Here is a 23761-nt window from a genome sequence, read left to right as displayed (position 1 = left end):
TGCCGGCGGCACGCGGCACGCCTCGGCGGCATGCGCACGGGCGGCAGGCGCCCCGGAACGCGCGGTGGGTACGGCGTTGACGGCCCGCCGGGTGTACAACTTGATCGGGCGCCCGAACTGCGGGTTCGCCATCGATCGCAGGGATACGACATGGCGAAGGCCAAGAGCACCAAGCGGATGCCGAAGAAGCTGTACGAGGCCGAGCTGAAGCGGTTGCAGATCGAACTCGTCAGCATGCAGCAGTGGGTGACGGCCACCGGTGCCCGCATTGTGGTCATCTTCGAGGGCCGGGATGCTGCGGGCAAGGGCGGCGCCATCAAGCGGGTCATGCAGTACCTCAATCCGCGCTCGGCTCGCGTGGTCGCCCTCCCCACGCCCAGCGAGCGGGAGCGCGGCCAGTGGTACTTCCAGCGCTATATCGAACGGCTGCCCACCGCCGGGGAGATGGTGCTGATGGACCGCTCCTGGTACAACCGGGCGGGCGTCGAGCGCGTGATGGAGTACTGCACCGAGGAGCAGTACTTCCGCTTCCTCCGGCAGACCCCGATCTTCGAGCGCCTCCTCGTCGAGGACGGCATCATCCTGCTCAAGTACTGGTACTCGGTCTCCGACACCCATCAGGAGGCGCGCTTCCACTCCCGGCTCAACGATCCGATGCGCCGATGGAAGCTGTCCGACACCGACGTGCAGTCGATCACGAAGTGGGAGGACTACTCCCGCGCCAAGGATGCCATGTTCGAGGCGACGGACATTCCCGAGGCGCCGTGGTGGACGATCGAGAGCGACGACAAGAGAGCCTCGCGGCTGAACACCATCAAGCACCTGCTCTCCTCGGTGCCCTACGAGACCCTCGAACCCAATGAGGTGACGATCCCGAGCCGTCCTGAGGCGATGGACTACGTGCGGCCGCCGCTCGACTCCCAGCGCTTCGTACCCGACCACGCGAAGTCCCTGCGGAAGTCCGCCAAGGCGGGTGCGGGCCGGAAGGGCTGAGCACCTCGGCAAAATGCCCCGCTGACCTGCCGCCACGGGGCTTTCGGTGCCCCTCATCGCGGGTCTACCATGGTCTCACCACCGGTACGCAGGGAAGGTGGATGCCGACGAGGGCATGCGTGAACCGACTCGAGCGATCCGATGGTCGTTACGGAGGAGGAGAACCATGGACACCATGCTTTCGGTACGCGAGGGAATGCGCGTCGTCGGCTCGGATGGCTCGAAGTTCGGCACGGTCGAGGACCTCAAGATCGGGGATCCCGAGGCGGTGACGGCCGACGGCCAAGTCGATCCGGAGACCGACGGTATCGCGGACGACGGCATCCGCTCGTTCGAAGAGTCGTCGGGTCTGTCGCACCACGAGGCCGAACGGCTGCAGCGCATCGGATACGTCAAGGTGAAGCGCGGCGCGATCTTCGGCCGACACGCCTACCTCGGCGCCGACGAGCTCGACCGGGTGGAGGACGACGTGCTCTGGATCAAGTCCACGGGATAACCCGGGGCGGCAATATGCCGCCGGGAATGGGGGCGAGCCGTCGAGGCGTTTGCGCGGGGCCCCGTGCGCCTGAAGACTGGGCGGACAGGGCGATCGAGGAGACACCGTGCAACCGACCAACAATGTGGATCGTTACCGGCAGATCGGCACCGTCCTCGCCCGTCACGGACTGGGCACGCTCGCCGACGCGCTGGGTATCGGCAACTGGCTGCCGGGACCGCTCCGCATCCGCGGCGGGACCGTGCGCGGCCATCTGACGAATGCGCAACGCTTCCGGCTCGCTCTCGAAGATCTCGGCCCCACCTTCATCAAGTTGGGGCAGGTGCTGTCGACACGGTCCGACCTCCTGCCGCCCGACTATCTCACCGAGCTGTCGAAGCTCCAGTCGAACGCCGTGCCGATCGACTCCGCGACCGTGCTGCAGGTGATCGCCGAGGAGTTGGGCGCGCCGGTCGACGAGCTCTTCGCGTCCTTCGATCGTGAACCGCTCGCCAGCGCGTCCATCGGCCAGGCGCACGCCGCTGTCACCCTGAACGGGACAGCGGTGGTGGTGAAGGTGCGGCGACCGGGCGCGGTCTCCCTCATCAACCAGGATCTCGAAATCCTGCAGAACCTGGCCGCGCAGGCCAGTCGTCGCTCGGAGTTGGCGCACCGGTACGACGTGGTCGGTCTTGCGTCGGAGTTCGCCCACACGTTGCGGGCAGAGTTGGACTACCTGCAGGAGGGTCGGAACGCCGAGCGTTTCGCCGAGGACTTCCGCACCACCGACTCGCTGCACATTCCCCGCGTTTTCTGGGACACGACCACCTCCCGGGTCCTCACGCTCGAGCGCATCACGGGCACGCGGGTCGACGATGTCGAGGCGTTGGACGCGCAGGGCGCGAACCGCACCGCTATCGTCACGCTCGCCGTCGACCTCATCGCCGAGATGGTATTCACCCACGGGTTCTTCCACGCCGACCCGCATCCCGGCAACCTGTTCGTGGAGTCGGACCGCCGCATCGGGCTGATCGACTTCGGCATGGTCGGCGAGATCGACGACGACCTCCGCGCAGGTATCTCCAAGCTCTTCGTCGCGCTGGCGAGCAACGACGCCGACCGCATCGGCTTCGCGCTCATCGGACTGTCGGTCACCCGGGTCACTCCCGACCGTGACGGTCTCCGTTCCGACCTCGTGCGTTTCATGGCCCTGTACCGTGGCCGCGAACTCGGCGAGGTGCGGATCGGCCCGCTCGTCACCCGCGCGTTCGGCATCCTGCGCGACCACCACATCCAGCTGCAGCCGCAGGTCATCCTTCTGCTGCGCATGCTGCTCATGGTGGAGGGGCTCGGGGTCCGGTTGGACCCGCAGTTCAGCCTCGGCACCGCGCTCGAGCCCTACGCGCGCAGGATGGCCGAGGAGCGGTTCTCGCCGGCGCAGATGGCGAAGCGAGCCGCGAAGGCCAGCCTTGCGGCGGCGGAGTTGAGCATCGAACTGCCCGACAAGCTGCGCCGCATCTTCGACCTGATCGACACGAACGGCGTCGAGGTGCACCTGCGCGCCGCCGAACTCGATCCAATTGTCGGCCGGGTCGAACGGATCGGGCATCGCCTGGTCGCGGGCATGATCGCGTCGGCCTTCATTCGCGGCGTCGGCGAACTGGCCTCGCACAGTTCCGGCCGGAACCGGATGTGGGTCGTGCCGCTGTTCCGCGTCGGTTTCGGCGCCGCGACCGCTCTCAGCGGATACCTCGCCTGGACCGCGCGGCCGAAGCTCGGGCGACGCGGCCGCTGAGGGTGGACCGCCGCCGAGGCCGCGCTGACGTCACGCGCGCGGCGGCGTCGGAGGTCACGCCTCCGGCGCGGTGAACTCGATCCGCTCCGAACGGACGGTCGCCGACACGTCCTGCTGACCGGTGTGCCACTCCTTGCGCACGCGCACGCGCTCGACCGGAACGATCTGCTTGGTCACGACGACCTGTTCTTCCGAGAGCGTCAGCTCGAGGTCCCCATCGGACTCGAGAGCGCCCGTACCGGTGCCTCCGACCGACGTGCCGTCGAGGGGCTCGCGTACAAGACGCACTTCCTCACGACGAACAGTGACGGTGAAGGTGCGCTCCTCGGTGACGATGTACTTCTCCACCCGAACCCGCTCGCTGGCCACCACCTCGGTGCCCAGGGCGAGGCGCTCCTCCGAGCGGATCATTCCGACGGAATCCTCGGCGGCGGATGCGCCGAACCCTGCCTCCGAGCCGGTGACGTTCGTGCTCTTGGTCATGGCGTGCCGATCCTTCTGCTTCGGGGACAGATGCTCGCGCTGGACGACACCCGAGCCACCCGAAGGGCGCCGGCGCACGTCTCGTCGCACGTCAACGGTAGGCGCATCGTCGGAGCGTGGCGAATCCCGCACCGCCCCTTGACCCGTGCATGTTGCGCGCGTAGTGGCCGGATCTCGACTCGCGCACCTCGGCGACCCTACGATGTGCCCGTGGTCACCTCTCACGACGTTCGCGCCGACGATGGCCGGATCCTCCGGGTTCACGACAGCGGGTCGAGCTCCGCGGACGCCTTCACCGTGCTCTGGCATCACGGATCGCCGCAGACCGGCGCCCCGCTTCGGCCGCTCGTGTCGCAAGCCGCGCAACGGGGTATCCGCCTGCTCTCCTACGGTCGTCCGAGTTACGGCGGGTCGAGTCCGCAGCAGGGCAGGGACGTGTCCGGCGCAGCGTCCGACGTCGGAACGATCGTGGAGGCGCTCGGCATCGCCCGGTTCGCCGTGATGGGCGCATCGGGCGGAGGACCGCACGCCCTCGCCTGTGCGGCGTTGCTCCCCGGGCGGGTCACCGCGGCCGCGAGTGTCGCCGGGCTGGCCCCGCTGACCGACGGCGGGCTCGACTGGTTCGCGGGGATGGCTGCAGACGGTGCCTCGCTCCGGTCCGCGTTACGCGGACCGGCGGATCGACGACGCTTCGAGGAGACCGCGGACTTCGACCCCACGAGCTTCACCGTCGAGGACTACGCGGCGCTCGAGGGACCCTGGTCCGCGCTGGGAGCGGACGTCGGTGAAGCCAGCGCCGATGGTCCCGACGGACTCATCGACGACGACCTCGCCTATGTGCGGCCGTGGGGTTTCGACGTGGGCGACATCCGGGTACCCGTGCTCATCGTGCAGGGCGGGCGCGACCGGGTGGTGCCTCCCGCGCATGCCTACTGGCTGCTGGGTGCGTGCCGCGATGGGGAGCTGTGGTTGCGCCCGAACGCCGGACACATCTCGATCCTCGACACGTGCGGGCTGGCACTCGACTGGCTGCGGGCGCACTCCGGCGACAGCTGATCAGCGACTGGTCGACTGGAGGAATCAGCCCCACATGGTCGAGACGAAATCGCCCAGCAGATCGTCGGTGGGGAAGTTCGCCTGGGCGACATAGATGTAGACGTCGTCACGGAGGAAGTGCGTGTAGCCCTCGTCGACGGGGTACTGCTCGTTCGGTCGGATCAGGTAGCACCGGTCGCCGTCGTGCACCTCGTCGCAGGTGTAGCCCTCCGTGGGCAGGGAGGCGAAGAATGCCTCAGCCTCGACCACATCGACCATCGTGATCTGGGCGAAGAGCCCAGTGATGTCTGCGCTCGGTTCCCGCCAGGCGCAGAGCAGTCGCTCCTCACCGGCGAGGCCGGCGTCGGTGTCGGCAGGCGGCGGGTCGTCCGTTCCGGAAGACGGTCGCAATCCGGTCGCGGGGTCGGCGGCCTTTCCGATGACGGCGGGGTCGTTCAGCGGAACGTTCCCGAAGACGGCGGTGTACACCTCAGGTTCCACCAGGCCGCGGCAGTCCGCGGGGATGCTGGCCGACGTTCCCGTGGTGGTCGGTGCGGGCGTCGGTGCCTCCGTCGGGGTGCTCGAGCTGGTCGTCGGTGTCGGTTCCGTCCCGGTGCCGGATCCGGCACCTGATCCGGGGAATGCGGAGGTGCAGCCGGTCACGGCGAGGGCGGCGAGCATGAGGAAGCCCACTCCGGTGCGGCGGAGCGGGTGGACCAGCGGGGGGAGCGTCATGACGGAGCACATCCAATTCTCGGGTGTCGGAATGCCTGGAGGCTAGCAGTGCGTCGACGCGTCCTCCGGAGCGGCGGCATAACGATTGCTGCACTCTTCCCACCACGCCCCCGCGTCCCGCATTTCCGCGCCCCCGGAAGGTATCCCGTCCGAGTCATTGCCCACTGGCAAGTGCCGCAGTACTGTCGGGGAACGCACGCACGCACGCGGCATCTCGATCGAGGGGTAATCATGATCATCACCGGCAATCGGGAGCGTCGAGTCGCGATCGGAATGGCAGCGGTTCTGGTGGTCGGCGGGGTGCTCACGGGCACTCCGGCTGTGGCCGGCAGCGCCCACCCACGGGTGGCGGTGGACCGGTCGGTGTCCACGTCCTACGGCTCAGGAGGCGCCGTGTCGTCGGTCGATCGCTCGGCCAGCGAGGTCGGGATCCAGGTGTTGAAGCGCGGCGGCAACGCCGTGGATGCCGCCGTGGCCACCGCCGCGGCGCTCGGCGTGACCGAGCCCTACAGTGCGGGAATCGGCGGGGGCGGATACTTCGTCTACTTCGACGCCGACACGGGGGAGGTGACCACCCTCGACGGGCGCGAGACCGCACCGGCCGGCATCACGCCGGACGCTTTCCTCGATCCCGCGACCGGGGCACCGTATCCCTTCTCTCCCGAACTGGTGTCGTCGGGCGTGGCAGTGGGCGTGCCCGGCACGCTCGCCACCTGGGACACGGCTCTCGAGCGCTTCGGCAGCCTGCCCCTCGCGCGGGTGCTGGCACCCGCCATCCGCCTCGCCAACCGCGGCTTCGAGGTGGACGCGACCTTCCGCAACCAGACCCTCGACAACGCCGAGCGATTCGCCGCATTCCCGGGCACCGCCGAACTCTTCCTGCCGGGCGGGGACGCGCCCGAGGTGGGTACGACCTTCCGCAACCGCGACCTCGCGCACACGCTGGCTCTCATCGCGCTGAACGGTCCGGAGTACTTCTACGAGGGCCGTCTCGCCGGTGAGATCGCGGACGTGGTGCAGAATCCGCGGAAGGATCCCGACTCGTCCCTGCCGGTGCCCGCCGGAACGCTCAGCATCGACGACCTCGCGGGCTATTCGGTGACCGAGCAGGCGCCGACGCGAGTGTCCTACCGCGGCCTCGACGTATACGGAATGGCACCCTCGTCCTCCGGCGGCACGACCGTGGGTGAGGCCCTCAACATCCTCGAGAATCACGAGCTCGGGAGCGGCGAGCACCTCGGATCAAGTCTGCACTTCTTCCTCGAGGCGTCGGCACGTGCCTTCGCCGACCGGGGCGCCTACGTGGGCGACCCGGCCTTCGTCGACGTGCCCACGGAGACGCTGCTGAGCCAGGCCTTCGCCGACGCTCGCGACTGCACGATCGACCCGAATGAGGCATCCGAGCGGCCGGTCGCCGCCGGTGCGCTCGACGGCTCCGGATGTTCGACGGTGTCGTTCCCGGAGCGCGAGGACACGGAGAATGTGTCGACCACTCACCTGTCCGTGGTGGACGCCGAGGGCAACGCGGTGGCGTACACGCTGACCATCGAGCAGACCGGCGGATCGGGCATGACCGTGCCGAACCGCGGCTTCCTGCTGAACAACGAGCTCACCGACTTCAGCACCGTGTACAACGAGGACGACCCCAACCGGATCGAAGCGGGCAAGCGTCCGCGTTCCTCCATGGCGCCGACCATCGTGCTCGACGACGGCGAGGTGCGTTTCGTGCTCGGGTCACCCGGAGGCGCGACGATCATCACGACCGTGTTGCAGATCCTCATCAACCGCATCGACCTCGGTATGACGCTGCCCGAGGCGGTGGCGGCTCCGCGGGCGTCGCAGCGCAACGCCGCCGCCACCCCGGCCGAGCCCGAGTTCATCGACGAGTACGCGGAAGTGCTCGAGCCCTTCGGCCAGGTGCTGGTTCCGTCGGGCGACACCTTCACGTCGGCCGCCCAGATCGGTGCGGCGGCCGCCATCGAGGTCGAGCCGTCGGGACGGATGATCGCCGCGGCGGAGCCCGTGCGCCGCGGGGGAGGCGCCGGTCTCGTGGTGCGCGACGCCCGCTGACGGCCCGTCCGGCCCACGGTCCCTGAGCTTGTCGAAGGGACACGAGGCGCGAACGTCGCTTCGACAGGCTCAGCGACCGTGTCCGTGGAAGGGACAGGAGGCGCGAACGTCGCTTCGACAGGCTCAGCGACCGTGTGCGTCGAGGGAATGCAAGCCGAACCGGAATGCGCCGAACACTCCCTCATTCGCCGCGAATGCCATATCCTATAGGAAATACCGCCATCGACGAAGGAGTTCCCATGGCCCTCACCGCCGACAACTGGCCCATCACCGCGGCCCTGCTGCAGTTCCCCGGCACGAAGCGCGACGGCACGGTCGTGCAGGACGCGGAGCCGTCCGAGTGGGTCGACACCTTCGCCGAGGTGCGCGAGGCCGGCTTCTCGGCCGTCGACATCACCGACAGCTGGATCCGCCCGGGTGACCTCTCCGAGTCGCGACTCGACGACCTCGCTCAGGCGGCGAAGGATGCCGGCGTGACGATCCCGGTCATCTCCGCCATCCGCCGGAGCGTCATCGACGCCGAGACCGGTGACGACAACCTCGCGTACTCGCACCGCACCATCGACGCCGCCGCGCATCTCGACATGGCCGTGGTGTCGGTCGGCCTGCACCAGGCGCTCACGCCCGAGCAGCAGAAGCAGCTGTGGTTCTGGACCGTCGAGGGTCATCACGACCCCGAAGACGACACGGAGACCTGGAAGAAGACGGTGAGCCGTCTGCAGGAGCTCGGCCGTCACGCGGAGGAGGTCGGCATCCTGCTCTCCCTCGAGATGTACGAGGACACCTATCTCGGCACCGGCGACTCCTCGGCGCGGCTCGTGCAGGACATCGGTATGTCGAACGTGGGCATCAACCCCGACGTCGGAAATCTCGTGCGCCTGCACCGTCCGATCGAGGACTGGTACTCCGTCTTCGAGAAGACCCTGCCCTACAGCAACTACTGGCACGTCAAGGGCTACATCCGCGACGAGGACGTGGCGCGCGACTCCTACGTCGCCATGCCCTCGCCCATGGAAAGCGGCCTCATCAACTACCGCGACGCGTTCAAGCTCGCCATCGCGAACGGCTTCCAGGGCATCATCTGCGCCGAGAGCTACGGCGGGGACGGCCTCAGCGTGTGCGCCGCCAATCAGGACTACCTGCGCGGCCGCATCCTGCCGAAGACCGAGGACTACGCGCTGGGCGAGAGCAAGGTGACCCAGCGCGTGGTGCGAGCCACCCCGTCGAGCTAGCCTCCAACCATCCCACGTCAGGAAGAAGCACCATGTCGAAGAAGACCATCGCCGTAGTCGGTTCCGGATACATGGGCGGGGGCATCGCCCAGATCCTCGCGATCTCCGGCGCAACCGTGCTCATCGCCGACATCTCCGCCGAGATCGCACAGACCAACTACGACCGGCTCATCCGCGAGTCCCGCGAGTTCGTCGCCGCCGGCCTGTTCCCCGAGAACGCCACGGAACTCATCGAGGCGAACCTCACGCCGACCGCATCCATCGAGGATGCGGTGCGCGACGCCGACTTCATCGAGGAGGCCGTTCCCGAGAAGATCGAGATCAAGCACGCCACCCTGGCCCGCATCAGCGCCGCGGCCCGCCCCGACGCGATCATCGGCAGCAACACGTCGACGATCCTGATCGGCAAGCTCGCCGAAGCGGTCACCCACCCCGAGCGGTTCCTGGGCGTGCACTTCAGCAACCCGGCACCGTTCATCCCCGGCGTGGAGCTGATCCCGCACGCGGGCACCGACACGGCGCTGCTTCCCACCGTCGAGGCGATCGTCACCGCCACCGGCAAGGAGACGGCACGGGTGAAGGATGCGACCGGATTCGTGCTCAATCGCCTGCAGTACGCGCTCTTCCACGAAGCCACCCAGCTCGTCGAGGAGGGTGTGGCCACGCCGGATGACATCGACACCATCGTGCGCACCACCTTCGGCTTCCGCCTGCCGTTCTTCGGTCCGTTCGCCATCGCCGACATGGCGGGACTCGACGTCTACGCGTTCTGCTACGCGTCCCTCCAGACCGAGTTCCCGGAGCGCTTCGCCACGCCGAAGATCCTTGAGGACCTGGTCTCCGCGGGCAAGCTCGGCACCAAGTCGGGCGCCGGGTTCCTCAACGTCCCCGCCGAGCGCACCCAGGCCCTCATCGAGTACCGCAACAGGGCGTACGTCGCGATGAAGAAGCTCGTCGACGAGCTGGGCCCCGCGCCGATCAACTAGCACGCATCGATAAGGCATTCGAACTGGAGAACCCGCATGACAGCATTCCCCTCAGAACGCACCGCAATCCTCACCGGGGCGGCGTCCCCGCGCGGGATCGGCCGAGCCGCGGCCTTCTACCTCGCCGAGCGCGGGTGGCACATCGGCATCCTGGACATCGATGCCGACGCGAGTGCGGCGACGGCAGCCGAACTCACCGAGGCCCACGGCGTGCGCGCCCACGGTGTGCGGGCGGACGTGTCCGACGAGGCGTCGGTACGCGCCGCCATCGATGAGCTCGAGGCGGAACTGCCGCAGATCGTGGCCCTGGTGAACCTCGCGGGCGTCAGCTCGCCGGTGCCCTACCTCGAGGTCACCACGGAGGAGTGGCGACGGGTGCTCTCGATCAACCTCGACGGCGTCCACTACGCCACGAGGCGCGTCGCCGAGTCGCTGGTGAAGCACCGCATCGGCCGCATCGTCAATATCTCCTCGGTCTCGGCCCAGCGCGGCGGCGGGACCTACAGCAAGACGCCCTACTCCGCCGCCAAGGCCGGTGTCATCGGCTTCACCAGGTCCGTCGCCCGCGAACTCGGCGAGTACGAGATCACCGTCAATGCCATCTCGCCCGGTCCCATCGACACGGACATCATGGGAGGCACACTCACCGACGAGCGCAAGGCCGGTATGGCCGAGGAACTGCTGCTCAACCGGATCGGTACGCCCCGGGACATCGCGGCCGCGATCGCCTTCCTCATCAGCGAGGACGCGGGATTCGTGACGGGGCAGACGCTGAACGTCGACGGCGGCTTCTACATGCACTGATGCCCTCCGCGTTGCCCCACCCGACCAAGGAGTTCGACAGATGACCAGTGGCACCATGGAGACCCGTGTCGTGACGGGTACGGACCTCGTCACCTCCCGGGCCGTGCTCGGCACGATGACGTTCGGCGCGCAGCTCGACGCTGCGGAATCCGCCCGCGCCGTGGACATCGCCCGGGCCGCCGGGGTCACCCACTTCGACTGCGCCAACTCCTACACGGACGGTGTGGCGGAGGAGGTGCTCGGAGCCGCGCTCGGGAGATCCCGTAGCGAGGTCATCGTCGCCACCAAGGCGTTCAACCCCGTGCGCGGGGTGAGCGGCCTCGGGCGAAAGGCCCTCACTGACGCGCTCGACGCGAGCCTTGGCCGGCTGGGCACCGACTACGTCGACATCCTCTATCTGCACATGCCGGACTGGCAGACGCCCATCGAGGAGACGATCGAGGCGCTCGATTCCCTCGTGCAGCAGGGCAAGGTGCGATACCCGGCCATGTCGAACTACGCGTCGTGGCAGATCGCCGAGGCTCGAGCCCTGCAGCAGGTGCGGGGCTTCGCGCCGGTGCATATCGCTCAGCAGATGTACAACCTCATCACCCGGGGTCTCGACGACGAGTACGCGGCGTTCGCCGAGGCGTACGACATGACCACGCTGATCTACAACCCGCTCGCCGGCGGGCTGCTCACCGGCAAGTACTCCTCCGTCGACGACGCCGCGGCGCCCGGCACGCGCTTCACCGGCCAGCCGTACCGCGATCGCTACTGGAGCGAGCGCCAGTTCGCGGCTGCGGCACAGGTCGCGGCGATCGCGGCCGATGCAGGGCTGACCCCGATCGACGTGTCACTCGGATGGGCGCTCGGGCGCCCTCTGGTCGATGGGATCATCCTGGGCGGCTCGAGCGTGGATCAACTGGAGACCAACCTGGCCGCATTCGCCCGTGGCCCGCTCGGTGAGGACCTCATGGAGCGCTGCGATGCCGTGTGGCAGGAGCTCCGCGGACCGATTCCACGCTACAACCGATAACCGCACCCCTTATAGTCCCTGAGCCTGTCGAAGGGACACACTCCACGGTCCCTGAGCCTGTCGAAGGGACACACTCCACGGTCCCTGAGCCTGTCGAAGGGACACACTCCACGGTCCCTGAGCCTGTCGAAGGGACGCACTCCCCGGTCCCTGAGCCTGTCGAAGGGGCGACCGCACCGTCGAAAGGACACCCCATGACCGAATCCCTTCAGGAAGAACTCGCCCGGGTCGGAGTCGAGCGCTTCACCGCTTCCGATTACGGAGTGGGCGAGGTCGTGCACATCGTGCTGTTCCGCTTGCGTGATGGCAGCACGGCGGAAGACGCCGCCGAGGTCGAACGCCGGTTCCGAGCGTTGTCGGACAGTCGCCGGAGCGGCGAACCGTACATCGTGTCGATCCGGTCCGGGGTGCAGAACAGTGGCGAGGGTGCCTCGCGCGGGTTCGAGCTCGGATTCGTGCTCACCTTCGCCTCGCTGGGCGATCGCAACTTCTACGTCGGTGAGCCGATCATCTCCGACCGCGAACATTACGACCTCGAGCACGCCGCGTTCAAAGAGTTCGCCGGCCCGTTCATCCAGCCGGGGAACGGCGGTGTGCTGGTCTTCGATTTCCAGGATGTTCGCTGAGAACGCGGAGATTCATGCAAAGGAATATATCTAGTCGTGCAAGGGTTGGGGATCACGACGGTGCGAGGACGCGCGGAGCGTTCCCGCACCTTTTTTGCTTCCCTCTGAATCGATAGAAAGCGATACCCATGACGAAGATCGGCATCATCCTCGGAAGTACCCGCCCCGGACGCAACGGCAAGGCCGTGGCCGACTGGGTGCTGCAGCACGCGCAGGAGCGCACCGACGCGGAGTACGAGCTCGTCGATCTGCTGGACTTCAACCTTCCGCTGCTCGACGAGGCGATTCCGGCATCGCAGGGCATCTACGACCACGAGCACACCCAGGTGTGGGCCGACAAGGTTGCCGAGTTCGACGGCTACATCTTCGTCACTCCCGAATACAACCACGCCACGTCGGGCGCCCTGAAGAACGCGATCGACTTCGTCTACGCGGAGTGGAACAACAAGGCCGCCGGCTTCGTGAGCTACGGCTCCGCCGGTGGAGCGCGTGCCGTCGAGGGACTGCGTCTCATTCTGGCCGAACTGCAGATCGCCGATGTGCGGGCCCAGGTCATGTTCTCGCTCGCCACCGACTTCAAGAACTACTCCGAGTTCACGCCTGCCGACGCGCACGTGGGCACGCTGAACGGCATGCTCGACCAGGTGACCGCCTGGTCCAACGCGCTGAAGACCGTGCGGGAGCCCGCACGCGTCTAGTTCTTCTGACGCGGGCAGTGCTGCCGACGGGTGCAGCGCTGCCGACTCGAGGGGTCGATCATTCCAGGATGGTCGGCCCCTTCGTCATGGTCGGACACGGTCGGACACGGTCGGAGAAGGCCGGGTCGGCGGTCGGTTCCGCACGCCCCCGAGCGGGGGCTGGCGAGGCGAAGGGAGATCGCCGTGCGGAATTCACCTGAAGTCCGGTAAATCACTCTTGCGGAAAGGGCCGGGCCTCGCCATCCTGAACGCATGGAAACCCCCACTCGCACACATCGTGCCGCTCTCGTCGCGCTCCTCGCGGCGTCGAGCATCGTCTTCGCCGGTACACCGGCGCACGCGTTGTCAGTGCCGACAACGTCCGACCGATTCGGAACGGCCGCCGCGGTCGCCCTGGATCTGTACCCCGATGGTGCCGACGTCGCCATCCTCGCCTCAGGCGAGAACTATGCCGACGCCCTCGCCGCAGCGCCCCTCGCGGACGCCTACGGAGCACCCATCCTGCTCACCCGCTCGACCACGCTTCCCGAGGTCACCGCGGCCGCGCTCGAGGCGCTCTCCGTGAGCGACGTGATCATCATGGGCGGACCGTACGCGGTCAGCACGTCGGTCCACAACGCGCTCGAGCTCGACTACCAGGTCTCCCGTGTGGCCGGCGTCGACCGGTACGGTACCGCCGCGGCGGTAGCCGGAGCCGTCTTCGACGACGGTGCGGACGTGGCCGTGCTCGTGTCCGGCGAGAACTTCGCCGACGCGCTCGCCGCGGCTCCGCTGGCCTGGGGATACGACGCACCCATCCTGCTCACCGGGAGCACCACGCTTCCCGCGGCCACGGAGGCGGCCCTCGAAGGTCTCGAAGTAGCCGACGTCATCGTGGTGGGCGGGTCCGCCGCCGTCAGCACCGACATCTCGAATGCGCTCGAGTCGGATTACCAGGTCTCGCGCATCGCCGGCGCCGACCGCTTCGAGACCGCGGCAATGGTCGCGGCCGAAGCGTTCCCCGACGGCACGGACATCGCCGTGCTGGTGTCGGGGGAGGGCTTCGCCGATGCGCTCGCGGCCGGTCCGCTCGCCAACGGCTACTACGCTCCGATCCTCCTGACACGTCAGGGGATGCTGCCGGAGGCGACGGCAACGGCGCTCGCTGATGCCGAGGTGGCTGACGTGCTGATCGTCGGTGGTCCCGCCGCCGTCGGCTTCGACGTATCCAACGCGTTGGAGATCGATTACCAGGTGACCAGGATCGCCGGAGGCTGATCCCTCCACCGCCACTCGCACAGAAGCGGCCGGACCACTCGTGGCACGGCCGCTTCTCCGTGAGCGCTCAAGCTCAGCGAGACGGGGAGGAACTCAGCTGGTACTTCCCGGCTGCTCCTCGGTGCTGTCCACGGAGATGCTCCCCGCGTCGGCGTTCCCGACGTCGGTGGTCCCGAGCGGCACCTCGGTGGCGGGCGACGAGTCACCGGCGCCCTTGATGGCGATCTTCTTCGGCGACGGCTGCTGCTTGAACGGTACGGTCACCGTGAGCACACCGTTGGCGAACTGGGCGTCGATGTTGTCGGGGTCGGCACGGTCGGGGAGGGCGATACGGCGGTGGAAGCTGGCGCTGCTTTCGCGCACCATGTACTTCTTGTTCTTGTCCTCCTCCTTCTCGTGCTTCTCGGCCTGAATGACGAGGGAGCCCTCGTCGATGCTGACGTCGATGTCGCTGTCGCTGAAGTTCGGGAGGTGCGCCTCCACGATCAGTCGACTGTCGTTCTCCGTGTAGACGTCCGTGGTCGGAAGAACGGTTCCGCGGAACTTCGTGAGGAAGTCGTCACCGAGGAACTGCCGTTGCAGCGCATCCAGTTCGGCGAGGGGATTGAATCGGGGAATGCTGCGAGCCATTGTGGTCCTCCGTAGTTGTCGGGGTGGTGCGGCTGATGCGTGCGTGGAGTGTTGAGGTTGTGCGGCTGATGCGCCCGTAGTGTGTCGAGGTGGGGCGGCTGATGCGTGCATGCTAGGCGTATTGCCGACGCCCTCGACGTTACCGGCGTGACTACGGGCGCGCCACCCTGACGGGATGACGAGCTGTTCCGCCCACCAGCACCAGCCCGCGGCGATTGGGGCAACGCGCACCCGCACCGGCATAATGCAGCTACCGGTGGCCGTCCTGCTCGGAGGGCGACGACGCGCGAGGGAGGAACGATGCGGCGAGGATCGAACCTCCGGGCGCTCGGCGGCTTCAATCAGACCGTCGTGCTCGACGTCATCCGGCGCTCCGCGTCGGGCGTGAGTCGGGTGGAGATCGCGGAGCAGACGGGTCTCAGCACCCAGACGGTGTCCAACGTGGCGCGTCGCCTGCTGGATGCGGGCATGATCCGGGAGGCCGGAATCCAGATCCGGGGGGTCGGAAAACCGCGGACGGTGCTGCAGCTGGACCCCTCGGGTCACTTCGCCATCGGGGTGCATATCGATCCGGCGGTGATCACGTACGTGCTGCTCGACATTCATGGCACGACCATCGGTCACACCGCCAGCCGCCCGCCGTTCGGCGCCGATCCTGCCGCCGTCATCGCGGGAATGAGCGACACAATCGAGGCGCTGCTCGCGAGCACCGGAGTGGACCGCGCCCGGGTGCTCGGTGTCGGCATCGCGTCCCCCGGTCCCATCGACGCGAAGCGGGGTGTCGTCCTCGATCCGCCGTTGTTGACCACCTGGCACGGCGTCGCGCTTCGCGACGAACTCGAGCGGGTGACCGGGTTCTTCGTGGTGCTCGAGAAGGACGTGAGCGCTGCTGCGGTGGCGGAGGTCTGGACGAGCAGCGGCCACGAACGCGACGACTTCCTCTTCCTGTACTACGGCTCCGGAGTGGGCGTCGGGCTGGTTCTCGGCCGCGAGGTGGCGCGCGGCCCCACCAGCAACGCCGGCGACGTGGGCCACGTCATGGTGGATCCCGACGGTCCGGTATGCCGCTGCGGCCGCCGCGGGTGCCTGGGTGATGCGGTCAGCCCGGAGACCCTCGTGACCACGGCCGTCGCGGGCGGCGTCATCGACGCATCGCCGCAGCCGCTGACCACCGACGACATCGACCGCGGGTTCTCGCGCATCGCCGAGTTGGCGGATGCGGGGGAGCCGCAAGCGATGCGCATCCTCGATGAGGCGGTGCGCGACCTCGCAACCGCGATCGTCACCATCGTCACGCTGCTCGACCTGCACGTGGTCGTGTTCGGCGGTCCCTACTGGGAGCGCATCTCGTCGTTCGCGTCGTCGCGCCTGCCCGAGCTGATCAACGACTCGCCGGCTCTGGTGCTGACCGCACCGGTCGTCGTCACGAGTTCCGCCATCGGTGAGGACGTGGCCGCGGTGGGCGCGGCCTGCCTCATCCTCGACTTCGCCCTGTCGCCGCGGTCGTCCGCACTGTTCATCTCGAAGTAGTCGGACTCTCCTCCCAACCGGAGGCCATTCACCTGTGATGGCGGATCGGCCATTCACCTGTGATGGAATTCCGGCTCGTCGTCTTGACAGCAATTAGTCCATCCGATGTAGTTATACGGGCGCGCACCGTCGGCAACGACGCCGACGGGGATGACGCCACGGACTCGAAGGGGAATCCAATGAAGAAATCGTTCGTTTCCATCCTCGCTGTGGGAGCAGCAGCCACGCTCGCCCTCACCGGCTGTTCCGCCGGCGGCGGATCGGGCTCGGAGTCCGACACGATCAAGGTCGCCTATCAGAAGTTCGGCGCGTTCGTGCAGGTCGACAACCACATGAAGGCGGTGAAGGAGGCCTTCGAGGCCGAGCACGAGGGCATCACCGTGGAGCTCGTTCCCATCGAGGCGCAGGAGAACGACTACGCCACCAAGCTGGCTCTGATGAACCGGTCGGCCGCCACCGCCCCCGACATCATGTACGTCGACACCTTCCGCGTGCAGCCCGACAGCGACGCCGGATACCTGGCCCCCCTCGACGAGTACACCGCCGAGTGGAGCGACTGGGACAACTTCTACGAGAACGCCAAGAGCGCCGGTCTCGGAAGCGACGGCAAGACCTACGGCATCCCCATGGGCACCGACACCCGGGCCCTCTGGTACAACAAGGACCTCTTCGCCGAGGCCGGTCTGCCGGTGCCGTTCGAACCGAAGACGTGGCAGGACGTTCTCGACGCCGCCGCGACGATCAAGGCGGAGCTGCCCGATGTCATCCCGCTGAACGTGTACTCCGGAAAGGCCCAGGGGGAGGCCGCGTCGATGCAGGGTTTCGAGATGCTGCTGTACGGCACGGAGGACACCCTCTACGACGCCGACTCGCAGAAGTGGGTTCTCGGTTCCCAGGGTTTCATCGACTCGCTCGGCTTCATCGAGGACGTGTACCAGGGCGGCCTCGGCCCGACCCCCGAGCAGGCGCTCGACAAGAACGTGGGCAACCTGGTCTCCTCCGAATGGCTCCCGCAGGGCACGTTGGCGATGGATCTCGACGGTTCGTGGCTCAGCGGAACCTGGATCGACGGGGGCACGGCACCGTGGCCCGAATGGAACGACGTGATGGGCCAGGCGGCCATGCCCACGCAGGAGGGGCAGGCACCTGGAGCGACCAGCATGTCGGGCGGATGGACGCTCGCCATGGGCGCCGACTCGGCGAACAAGGATGCCGCGTGGGACCTCATCGCCCTCGCCCTCAACAAGGAGAACTCGCAGGCCTACGACATCGCGGCCAGCCAGATCGCCGTGCGCTCTGACGTGTCGGAAGACCCGACCTATCAGGAGGCGAACCCCACGTTCGGGTTCTTCTCCGAGATCGTCGAGTTCACCCACTTCCGCCCAGCCACGAGCGACTACGCCCAGATCTCCAGCGAGATCACGGTGGCCATGGAAGCCGTGATGACGGGACAGCAGACGCCCGAGGAGGCCGCGGCCGCGTACGACGAGGCAGTGATCGGCATCGTCGGCGAAGACGCCACCACGAGCGCCGAGTAACCCGGTGTCCGCGCCCACCACGGCGCGGCAGAACGACCGGCTGGGCCGGGAGAAGCCATCTCCCCGGCCCCGCCGGCCGCACGCCGCGACCCACCGCTCGTTCCTGCGCGCCGTTCCTCTGCTTCCCGCCGTCATCCTGCTCGCCGTCTTCCTGCTCGGGCCGGTGATCAGCTCCTTCTACGGATCGCTCACCGACTCGTCGCTCTCCGGCGCATCCGCTCAGGACTCGCGCTTCGTCGGGCTGGACAACTACTCGGCGCTCTTCGCGGATGCCGACTTCCCCAAGTCGATCCTCCTCACCCTGCTCTTCCTCGTCGCCTCGGCGATCGTGGGACAGAACGTGCTGGGGTTGGGGCTCGCGCTCCTCATGCGGTCGTCGAACCGGGTCGTCCGGTCGCTGGTCGGCACCCTCGTCGTCACCGCGTGGGTGCTGCCCGAGATCGTCGCCGCCTTCGCCGCCTATGCCTTCTTCAACGACTCCGGCACGCTGAACAACATGCTCGGCGCAGTGGGCATTGACGGGCCGAACTGGCTCTACACGCTGCCCATGCTGTCGGTCATCCTCGCCAACGTCTGGCGGGGAACCGCGTTCTCCATGCTCGTCTACGCCGCGGCCCTGCAGGACGTGCCGCCGGAGATCACGGAGTCGGCCGAGGTGGACGGTGCGCACGGCTGGCAGCGCCTCATCTTCATCACCATTCCGATGATCCGGCGCAGCATCTCCACCAACTTGATGCTCACCACGCTGCAGACGCTGTCGGTGTTCACGCTCATCTTCGTGATGACCGGTGGCGGGCCAGGTACCGACAGTTCGACCCTTCCGGTGCTCGCCTACCAGGAGGCGTTCCAGTTCGGCCAGCTCGGGTTCGGGACGGCCATCGCCACCATCATGCTGCTGGTGGGTGCGGTCTTCTCGATCGCCTACATCCGCGTGCTGAAGCCGGAGGTGGACTGAGATGGGGATGACCTCGCCCAGCAGGCGCACCATGAGGGCGGCGTCGAACAGCGTGCTGCTGCTCGTCACCGCGGCCTTCGCCCTCCCGCTCATCTGGCTCGTGCTCGCCTCATTCGACACGCGCGCGTCGCTGTCGATCAAGCTGCCCGACAGTCTGTCGCTGCAGAACTTCCGTGACGTGATGACTCCGGAGACCGCCTTCGTCCCGTTGCTGAACAGCGTGTATCTCGCCGGCGGATGCGCGATCATCACGGTGATCGTCGCCGTGCTCGCCGCGTACCCGCTCTCGCGGTACCGGATGCGGGTGAACAAGCCGTTCCTCTATGGCGTGCTCTTCGGCACGTGCCTGCCGATCACCGCGATGATGGTGCCGGTCTACGCCCTGTTCGTCGCATTCAACCTGATCGACTCGGTCGCCGGTACCACGCTGTTCCTCGCCGCGACGAGCCTGCCGATCGCGATATACATGACGAAGAACTTCATGGACAGTGTGCCGGTGAGTCTGGAAGAGGCGGCGTGGATGGACGGCGCATCGATGCTGACCACCCTCACCCGCATCGTCATCCCGCTGATGCGACCCGGTATCGCCGTGGTCTTCATCTTCGTGTTCATCGGAGCCTGGGGGAACTTCTTCGTGCCGTTCGTGCTGCTGCTGTCGCCCGACAAGCTGCCCGCCGCGGTGAGCATCTTCTCCTTCTTCGGGCAGTACGGCACGGTCGCCTATGGACAACTCGCCGCCTTCTCGTTGCTGTACTCCCTTCCCGTCATCACGCTCTACGTCTTCGTTTCCCGCGTTCTCGGCGGGTCCTCCGCCATGGCCGGCGCCGTCAAGGGCTGACCACCACACCTCCAAGGAGCTCCTCGTGCACGACAAGTCCACGCTCATCCGCGCCCGTATCCGTCGCTTCGTGAGCGAACGGGTGGCCCCCGCGCTCTACCGCGCGTCGTCGCCCCTCACAATCACGGCCTGGGAGGTGCCCGGGGAGCCGGTGCCCTTCGCCGATGCCCGCGATCAGCAGTTCTCGCCGATCGCGATCGGGGACTCCTGGGGGAGGCCCTGGGGCACGACCTGGCTGCACGTGACCGGAACGGTTCCGGCCGAGTGGTCGACGTTCGACGACCTGGAGACGCGCACCGAGGTGCTCGTGGACCTCGGCTTCCTGTCGGGTCAGGCCGGCTTCCAGGCCGAGGGGCTCGTCTTCGATCCTGAGGGCCGCATCGTCAAGGCGGTGGAGCCGTTCAACAACTATGTGCCTGTGACGGTGGGTCCCGGAGGGAGCATCGATCTGTACATCGAGGCGGCATCGAACCCCGACGTCGGCAGCGACTGGAAGTTCCAGCCGACACCCGTGGGGGACCTCGCGACCGCGGGCGACGAGCCGATCTACCGACTTCGGCGCATGGACGTCGCCCTCCTCGACACCCGCGTGTGGAACCTCGATCGCGACGTGTGGACGCTGTTCGGTCTGATGGAGCAATTGAGCAGCGACCTTCCCCGCACGGCCGAGATCCTTCGGGCGCTCGAGGAGATGACCGACCGCATGGACCCTGAGGATGTGAGCGGTACCGCGGAACTCGGGCGTGGCATCCTCGCGCCGATCCTCGCGAAGCCGGCCTACGCGAGCGCTCACCGCATGGTGGCCGTGGGCCACGCGCACATCGACTCCGCCTGGCTGTGGCCGGTGCGCGAGACCATCCGCAAGTGCGCCCGCACCTTCTCGAACGTGCTCCACCTGATGGAGGAGGACCCAGATTTCATCTTCGCCTGCTCGTCGGCTCAGCAGTACGCGTGGATGAAGGAGTACTACCCCGAATTGTTCGAGCGCATCCGCGCACGAGCGATCGAGGGACGCTTCGTGCCCGTGGGCGGCATGTGGGTGGAGTCCGACACGAACATGCCGGGCGGTGAGGCGCTCGTGCGCCAACTGCTCACGGGCAAGTCGTTCTTCATGCGCGAGTTCGGCATCGAGCCGCTCGAAGTATGGCTGCCGGACTCTTTCGGTTACACGGCCGCATTCCCGCAGATCGTCGCCGCGGCCGGATCGCGATACTTCCTCACCCAGAAGATCAGCTGGAACGAGACGAACGTGATGCCGCACCACACGTTCTCCTGGGAGGGCATCGACGGCTCCCGGGTCTTCACCCACTTCCCGCCCGTGGACACCTACAACTCGCTGCTGTCGGGCGAGGAGCTCGCGCGCGCCCAGCGCCAGTACGCGGAGAAGGGCGCCTCGAACGTGTCACTCGTGCCGTTCGGCTACGGCGACGGCGGCGGCGGACCCAACCGGGAGATGCTCGCCGCCGCGGAGCGGACGAAGTCGCTGGAAGGGTCACCCACCGTGCGGATGGCGACGCCGCGGGCGTTCTTCGAGGAGGCGGAGGCGTCCTATCCGCATCCGCCGGTGTGGTCGGGCGAGCTCTACCTCGAGTTCCACCGCGGCACCTACATCTCGCAGGCCAAGACGAAGGCGGGCAACCGTCGGAGCGAGCACCTGCTGCGCGAGGCGGAGCTGTGGGCGGCCACCGCGGCCGTGCGCGCCGGTGCCGAGTACCCGTACGACCGGCTGGAAAGCGCGTGGCACACGGTGCTCCTCAACCAGTTCCACGACATCCTGCCGGGTAGCTCCATCGCGTGGGTGCATCAGGTCGCCGAGGCGGCCTATGCCGACGTGGCCGCCGACCTGGAGGACCTGATCGCCGCGTCCATCGGAGCACTGTCCGGCACCGGCGGTGCCGGTGATGGCGGTGCAGGTGGGGATGACGGTGAAACCGGAGCCGCGGCGTTCAACGCGTCGCCGTTCCCGGTCGCGGGTGTGCCCGCGCTCTCGTTCGCCCCGTACGCCGCATCCGGTGGGGTGCACGCGACGGAGAGCGACGGCGGGGTCGTGCTCGAGAATGACGCGGTTCGTGTGGTGCTCGATGCGCGCGGCCTCCTGGTGTCCTTCGTGGACCGCGCGAGCGGGCGCGAGGCCGTGCCCGAGGGCCAGCCCGGCAACCTCCTGCAGCTCTTCCGCGACACGCCCACGCAGTGGGACGCGTGGGACATCGACGAGCACTACCAGCGCAACGGGGTCGATCTGGTCGATGCGGACTCTGTGGAGCTGGTGACGCAGGACGCGGGGCGCGCGACCGTGCGGGTGACGCGGAGCTTCGGATCGTCGACGGTGTCGCAGGAGCTGACGCTCGAGGGGGAGTCGACCGCGCTCGACATCGTCACGACCGTCGACTGGCACGAGCGCCAGAAGCTGCTGAAGCTCGCCTTTCCCCTGGATGTGCACGCGGACCGTGCCGCATCCGAGATCCAGTTCGGTCACATCTACCGGGCCACGCACGCGAACACGTCGTGGGATGCGGCGCGCTTCGAGACCTGCGCCCACCGCTGGGTGCACGTCGCGGAGCCGGGCTTCGGTGTGGCGGTTGCCAACGACTCCACCTACGGTCATGACATCACCCGGCGCAGCCTGCCCGGCGGTGGCACCACGACCACCGTGCGCGAGTCGTTGCTGCGCGCTCCCACCTTCCCCGACCCGGCTGCGGATCAGGGCGTGCACGTGCTGCGCACCTCGGTCGGCATCACGCCGGATGTGCTCGGTGCCGCGCAATTGGGCTACCGCATCAACCTGCCCCTCCGCGAGGTGGCCGCATCCGCGGGTGCGGGTTCCGCGGCGGAACCGATCGTGGTCAGCGAGTGCCCGTCGATCGTGGTGGAGGCGGTGAAGCTCGCCGAGGACCGGTCCGGCGATCTGATCGTGCGTCTGTACGAGGCGAGCGGTGGGCGGGGACGCGGCGCAGTGCGGTTCGGGTTCCCGGTGACGAGCGTGGTCGAGGCCGATCTGCTGGAGCGGCCCGTCGACGCCGTCGCCGTGCAGTCCACCACCGACGACGGGGTGGAGCTGATGCTCCGGGCCTTCCAGCTCGTCACGCTTCGCGTGTCGCGGGCCGAGAGGGGGTAGCGCTGCGCGGTTCGCCCGGCCGGGCGCGTCGCCCGGCTGAGCGAATCCGGGCTTCGGGATTACCGGATTCAGTTCGGCGCGGCCGTCACGCTTCGGAGCGGAAGAAGTCGATGGCGGCCGTGCGGAAGTCGCGCGATGTGGGTGCGTTGAAGTGATTGCGCCCGGGTATCTCGAAGAAGGTGCCGGTCGGGGTCGCATCCGCCAGGTCCCGTGACGCTTCGAGGATGCGATCCTCGCTTCCCGTGGCGAAGAGCACCGGTTGAGTGGGCGCGTTCGCGGCGCTCGGCTGCGGCCCGTCGCGCATGCCCTCGACCAGCGCGACGAGTGCCTCGAGGTCATTGCTCGGCAGGCTTCGGGCCATGGTGAGGAAAGCGCCGGTGAGTCGGTCGCCCACTTCGGCGCCGTCGCGGAGGTGGGCCTTCGCCTCCTCCACCGAGAAGCGCTTGAGCGGGTCTCCGTCGGGGATGCCCCCGAGCACCGCGCGGGAGATCCGGTGCGGGGCGATGTGGGCGATCCGCCAGCCGACCCGGGCGCCGAGCGAGTAGCCCACGTAGCGCACCTCGTCGAGCAGGTAGGCGTCGAGCACCTGCAGCACGTCGGAGGCGAGGATCGCCATCGAGTAGGCGTCGGGGGAGTGCGGCTTGTCGCTCTCGCCGTGGCCCCGTTGGTCGATCGCGATCACCCGGTAGCCGGCGCGGGTGAGGTCGCGGGTCCAGCCCGTCGAGTGCCAGTTGGCGAGTGCGGTGGAGGCGAAGCCGTGCACCGCGAGCACGGTCGGAGCGCCGGGATCACCGAACTCGTAGGTGGCGATCTGCAATCCGTCGGTCGAGTAGACGGCACGGGATTCGGGTGCGGAGGCGGCGGGAAGCATCCCGCCATTATGGCGATGTCGCGCGGAGCCTGTATTCGCCCGCGGCTGCGGAGTAACGTGTGCCGCACATGAGGACG

21 protein-coding genes are annotated in these 23761 nt (G+C 67.8%); 17 read left to right on the top strand and 4 right to left on the bottom strand.

Annotated features, from left to right (window positions below):
* The first annotated feature begins 150 nt into the window (after positions 1-150).
* The 3 genes from ppk2 to EY822_RS14185 all read left to right on the top strand — a co-directional run bounded on the left by ppk2 (position 151) and on the right by EY822_RS14185 (position 3263).
* Positions 151-993 carry a polyphosphate kinase 2 gene (gene ppk2 / locus EY822_RS14195; RefSeq protein ID WP_150309109.1) on the top strand — a complete coding sequence of 281 codons (843 nt, stop codon included), beginning with the start codon at positions 151-153 and terminating at the stop codon, positions 991-993.
* 166 nt (positions 994-1159) lie between these two features.
* A complete protein-coding gene (locus tag EY822_RS14190) occupies positions 1160-1489 on the top strand; it encodes a DUF2171 domain-containing protein (protein WP_150309108.1) in 330 nt (109 codons plus the stop codon).
* 106 nt (positions 1490-1595) lie between these two features.
* Entirely contained in the window at positions 1596-3263 is a 1668-nt protein-coding gene (locus EY822_RS14185; RefSeq protein WP_150309107.1) for an ABC1 kinase family protein, read from the top strand.
* A gap of 54 nt (positions 3264-3317) precedes the next feature.
* On the opposite strand, the gene EY822_RS15525 is transcribed toward EY822_RS14185, so the two are convergent.
* The gene (locus EY822_RS15525; RefSeq protein WP_227497365.1) at positions 3318-3746 is read right to left on the bottom strand and encodes a YsnF/AvaK domain-containing protein; all 429 of its coding nucleotides are present in this window, start codon (positions 3744-3746) and stop codon (positions 3318-3320) included.
* Positions 3747-3956: 210 nt separating this feature from the next.
* Between EY822_RS15525 and EY822_RS14175 the strand changes: the two genes are divergently transcribed.
* The gene (locus tag EY822_RS14175) at positions 3957-4802 is read left to right on the top strand and encodes an alpha/beta fold hydrolase (protein WP_227497364.1); all 846 of its coding nucleotides are present in this window, start codon (positions 3957-3959) and stop codon (positions 4800-4802) included.
* A gap of 24 nt (positions 4803-4826) precedes the next feature.
* On the opposite strand, the gene EY822_RS14170 is transcribed toward EY822_RS14175, so the two are convergent.
* Positions 4827-5516, bottom strand: a complete 690-nt coding sequence (locus EY822_RS14170; protein ID WP_150309106.1) for a hypothetical protein — start codon at positions 5514-5516, stop codon at positions 4827-4829.
* Between the two features lie 231 nt (positions 5517-5747).
* Between EY822_RS14170 and ggt the strand changes: the two genes are divergently transcribed.
* The 8 genes from ggt (at position 5748) to EY822_RS14130 (ending at position 14207) form a co-directional block, all read left to right on the top strand.
* On the top strand, positions 5748-7586 hold the full coding sequence (ggt, locus tag EY822_RS14165) for a gamma-glutamyltransferase (protein WP_150309105.1): 1839 nt from the start codon (positions 5748-5750) through the stop codon (positions 7584-7586).
* 239 nt (positions 7587-7825) lie between these two features.
* Positions 7826-8818 carry a sugar phosphate isomerase/epimerase family protein gene (locus EY822_RS14160; RefSeq protein ID WP_150309104.1) on the top strand — a complete coding sequence of 331 codons (993 nt, stop codon included), beginning with the start codon at positions 7826-7828 and terminating at the stop codon, positions 8816-8818.
* Between the two features lie 32 nt (positions 8819-8850).
* Positions 8851-9804, top strand: a complete 954-nt coding sequence (locus EY822_RS14155; protein WP_150309103.1) for a 3-hydroxyacyl-CoA dehydrogenase family protein — start codon at positions 8851-8853, stop codon at positions 9802-9804.
* Positions 9805-9840: 36 nt separating this feature from the next.
* Positions 9841-10608: an SDR family NAD(P)-dependent oxidoreductase gene (locus tag EY822_RS14150; RefSeq protein ID WP_150309102.1), complete on the top strand. Its 768-nt coding sequence runs from the start codon at positions 9841-9843 to the stop codon at positions 10606-10608.
* Positions 10609-10648: 40 nt separating this feature from the next.
* Complete coding sequence (locus EY822_RS14145) at positions 10649-11626, top strand: aldo/keto reductase (protein ID WP_150309101.1); 978 nt, start codon at positions 10649-10651, stop codon at positions 11624-11626.
* A 194-nt stretch (positions 11627-11820) separates the two neighbouring features.
* On the top strand, positions 11821-12252 hold the full coding sequence (locus tag EY822_RS14140) for a Dabb family protein (RefSeq protein WP_150309100.1): 432 nt from the start codon (positions 11821-11823) through the stop codon (positions 12250-12252).
* A gap of 128 nt (positions 12253-12380) precedes the next feature.
* Positions 12381-12950 (top strand): NADPH-dependent FMN reductase, encoded by a 570-nt coding sequence (locus EY822_RS14135; RefSeq protein ID WP_150309099.1) that lies wholly within the window; start codon positions 12381-12383, stop codon positions 12948-12950.
* Between the two features lie 252 nt (positions 12951-13202).
* Positions 13203-14207 (top strand): cell wall-binding repeat-containing protein, encoded by a 1005-nt coding sequence (locus tag EY822_RS14130; protein ID WP_150309098.1) that lies wholly within the window; start codon positions 13203-13205, stop codon positions 14205-14207.
* Positions 14208-14300: 93 nt separating this feature from the next.
* Here EY822_RS14130 and EY822_RS14125 read toward each other — a convergent pair whose 3' ends face one another.
* On the bottom strand, positions 14301-14837 hold the full coding sequence (locus tag EY822_RS14125) for an Hsp20/alpha crystallin family protein (protein WP_150309097.1): 537 nt from the start codon (positions 14835-14837) through the stop codon (positions 14301-14303).
* Positions 14838-15137: 300 nt separating this feature from the next.
* Here EY822_RS14125 and EY822_RS14120 point away from each other — a divergent pair, with 300 nt between their 5' ends.
* From EY822_RS14120 to EY822_RS14100, 5 genes are all read left to right on the top strand, one after another.
* The gene (locus tag EY822_RS14120; protein WP_150309096.1) at positions 15138-16367 is read left to right on the top strand and encodes an ROK family transcriptional regulator; all 1230 of its coding nucleotides are present in this window, start codon (positions 15138-15140) and stop codon (positions 16365-16367) included.
* Between the two features lie 179 nt (positions 16368-16546).
* Positions 16547-17905 carry an extracellular solute-binding protein gene (locus EY822_RS14115; RefSeq protein WP_150309095.1) on the top strand — a complete coding sequence of 453 codons (1359 nt, stop codon included), beginning with the start codon at positions 16547-16549 and terminating at the stop codon, positions 17903-17905.
* 4 nt (positions 17906-17909) lie between these two features.
* Positions 17910-18860 (top strand): carbohydrate ABC transporter permease, encoded by a 951-nt coding sequence (locus tag EY822_RS14110; RefSeq protein ID WP_150309094.1) that lies wholly within the window; start codon positions 17910-17912, stop codon positions 18858-18860.
* A gap of 7 nt (positions 18861-18867) precedes the next feature.
* Positions 18868-19698, top strand: a complete 831-nt coding sequence (locus EY822_RS14105) for a carbohydrate ABC transporter permease (RefSeq protein WP_406610383.1) — start codon at positions 18868-18870, stop codon at positions 19696-19698.
* 25 nt (positions 19699-19723) lie between these two features.
* Positions 19724-22813: an alpha-mannosidase gene (locus EY822_RS14100; RefSeq protein ID WP_150309092.1), complete on the top strand. Its 3090-nt coding sequence runs from the start codon at positions 19724-19726 to the stop codon at positions 22811-22813.
* Between the two features lie 85 nt (positions 22814-22898).
* Here the strand turns inward: EY822_RS14100 and EY822_RS14095 are convergent, their stop codons facing one another.
* Entirely contained in the window at positions 22899-23684 is a 786-nt protein-coding gene (locus EY822_RS14095; RefSeq protein ID WP_150309091.1) for an alpha/beta fold hydrolase, read from the bottom strand.
* Between the last annotated feature and the right edge of the window lie 77 nt (positions 23685-23761).

Source organism: Planctomonas psychrotolerans, from assembly GCF_008642235.1.
In the GTDB taxonomy this organism is placed as follows: Bacteria; Actinomycetota; Actinomycetes; order Actinomycetales; family Microbacteriaceae; genus Planctomonas; species Planctomonas psychrotolerans.
This window is presented reverse-complemented; position numbering and strand designations above follow the sequence as displayed.

What these genes read in the sequence shown, in the direction of transcription:
- ppk2 (WP_150309109.1), top strand. Translation starts at nt 151, where the DNA reads ATGGCGAAGGCCAAGAGCACCAAGCGGATGCCGAAGAAGCTGTACGAG.
- EY822_RS14190 (WP_150309108.1), top strand. Translation starts at nt 1,160, where the DNA reads ATGGACACCATGCTTTCGGTACGCGAGGGAATGCGCGTCGTCGGCTCG.
- EY822_RS15525 (WP_227497365.1), bottom strand. Translation starts at nt 3,746, where the DNA reads ATGACCAAGAGCACGAACGTCACCGGCTCGGAGGCAGGGTTCGGCGCA.
- EY822_RS14170 (WP_150309106.1), bottom strand. Translation starts at nt 5,516, where the DNA reads ATGACGCTCCCCCCGCTGGTCCACCCGCTCCGCCGCACCGGAGTGGGC.
- ggt (WP_150309105.1), top strand. Translation starts at nt 5,748, where the DNA reads ATGATCATCACCGGCAATCGGGAGCGTCGAGTCGCGATCGGAATGGCA.
- EY822_RS14160 (WP_150309104.1), top strand. Translation starts at nt 7,826, where the DNA reads ATGGCCCTCACCGCCGACAACTGGCCCATCACCGCGGCCCTGCTGCAG.
- EY822_RS14155 (WP_150309103.1), top strand. Translation starts at nt 8,851, where the DNA reads ATGTCGAAGAAGACCATCGCCGTAGTCGGTTCCGGATACATGGGCGGG.
- EY822_RS14150 (WP_150309102.1), top strand. Translation starts at nt 9,841, where the DNA reads ATGACAGCATTCCCCTCAGAACGCACCGCAATCCTCACCGGGGCGGCG.
- EY822_RS14145 (WP_150309101.1), top strand. Translation starts at nt 10,649, where the DNA reads ATGACCAGTGGCACCATGGAGACCCGTGTCGTGACGGGTACGGACCTC.
- EY822_RS14140 (WP_150309100.1), top strand. Translation starts at nt 11,821, where the DNA reads ATGACCGAATCCCTTCAGGAAGAACTCGCCCGGGTCGGAGTCGAGCGC.
- EY822_RS14135 (WP_150309099.1), top strand. Translation starts at nt 12,381, where the DNA reads ATGACGAAGATCGGCATCATCCTCGGAAGTACCCGCCCCGGACGCAAC.
- EY822_RS14130 (WP_150309098.1), top strand. Translation starts at nt 13,203, where the DNA reads ATGGAAACCCCCACTCGCACACATCGTGCCGCTCTCGTCGCGCTCCTC.
- EY822_RS14125 (WP_150309097.1), bottom strand. Translation starts at nt 14,837, where the DNA reads ATGGCTCGCAGCATTCCCCGATTCAATCCCCTCGCCGAACTGGATGCG.
- EY822_RS14120 (WP_150309096.1), top strand. Translation starts at nt 15,138, where the DNA reads ATGCGGCGAGGATCGAACCTCCGGGCGCTCGGCGGCTTCAATCAGACC.
- EY822_RS14115 (WP_150309095.1), top strand. Translation starts at nt 16,547, where the DNA reads ATGAAGAAATCGTTCGTTTCCATCCTCGCTGTGGGAGCAGCAGCCACG.
- EY822_RS14105 (WP_406610383.1), top strand. Translation starts at nt 18,868, where the DNA reads ATGACCTCGCCCAGCAGGCGCACCATGAGGGCGGCGTCGAACAGCGTG.
- EY822_RS14095 (WP_150309091.1), bottom strand. Translation starts at nt 23,684, where the DNA reads ATGCTTCCCGCCGCCTCCGCACCCGAATCCCGTGCCGTCTACTCGACC.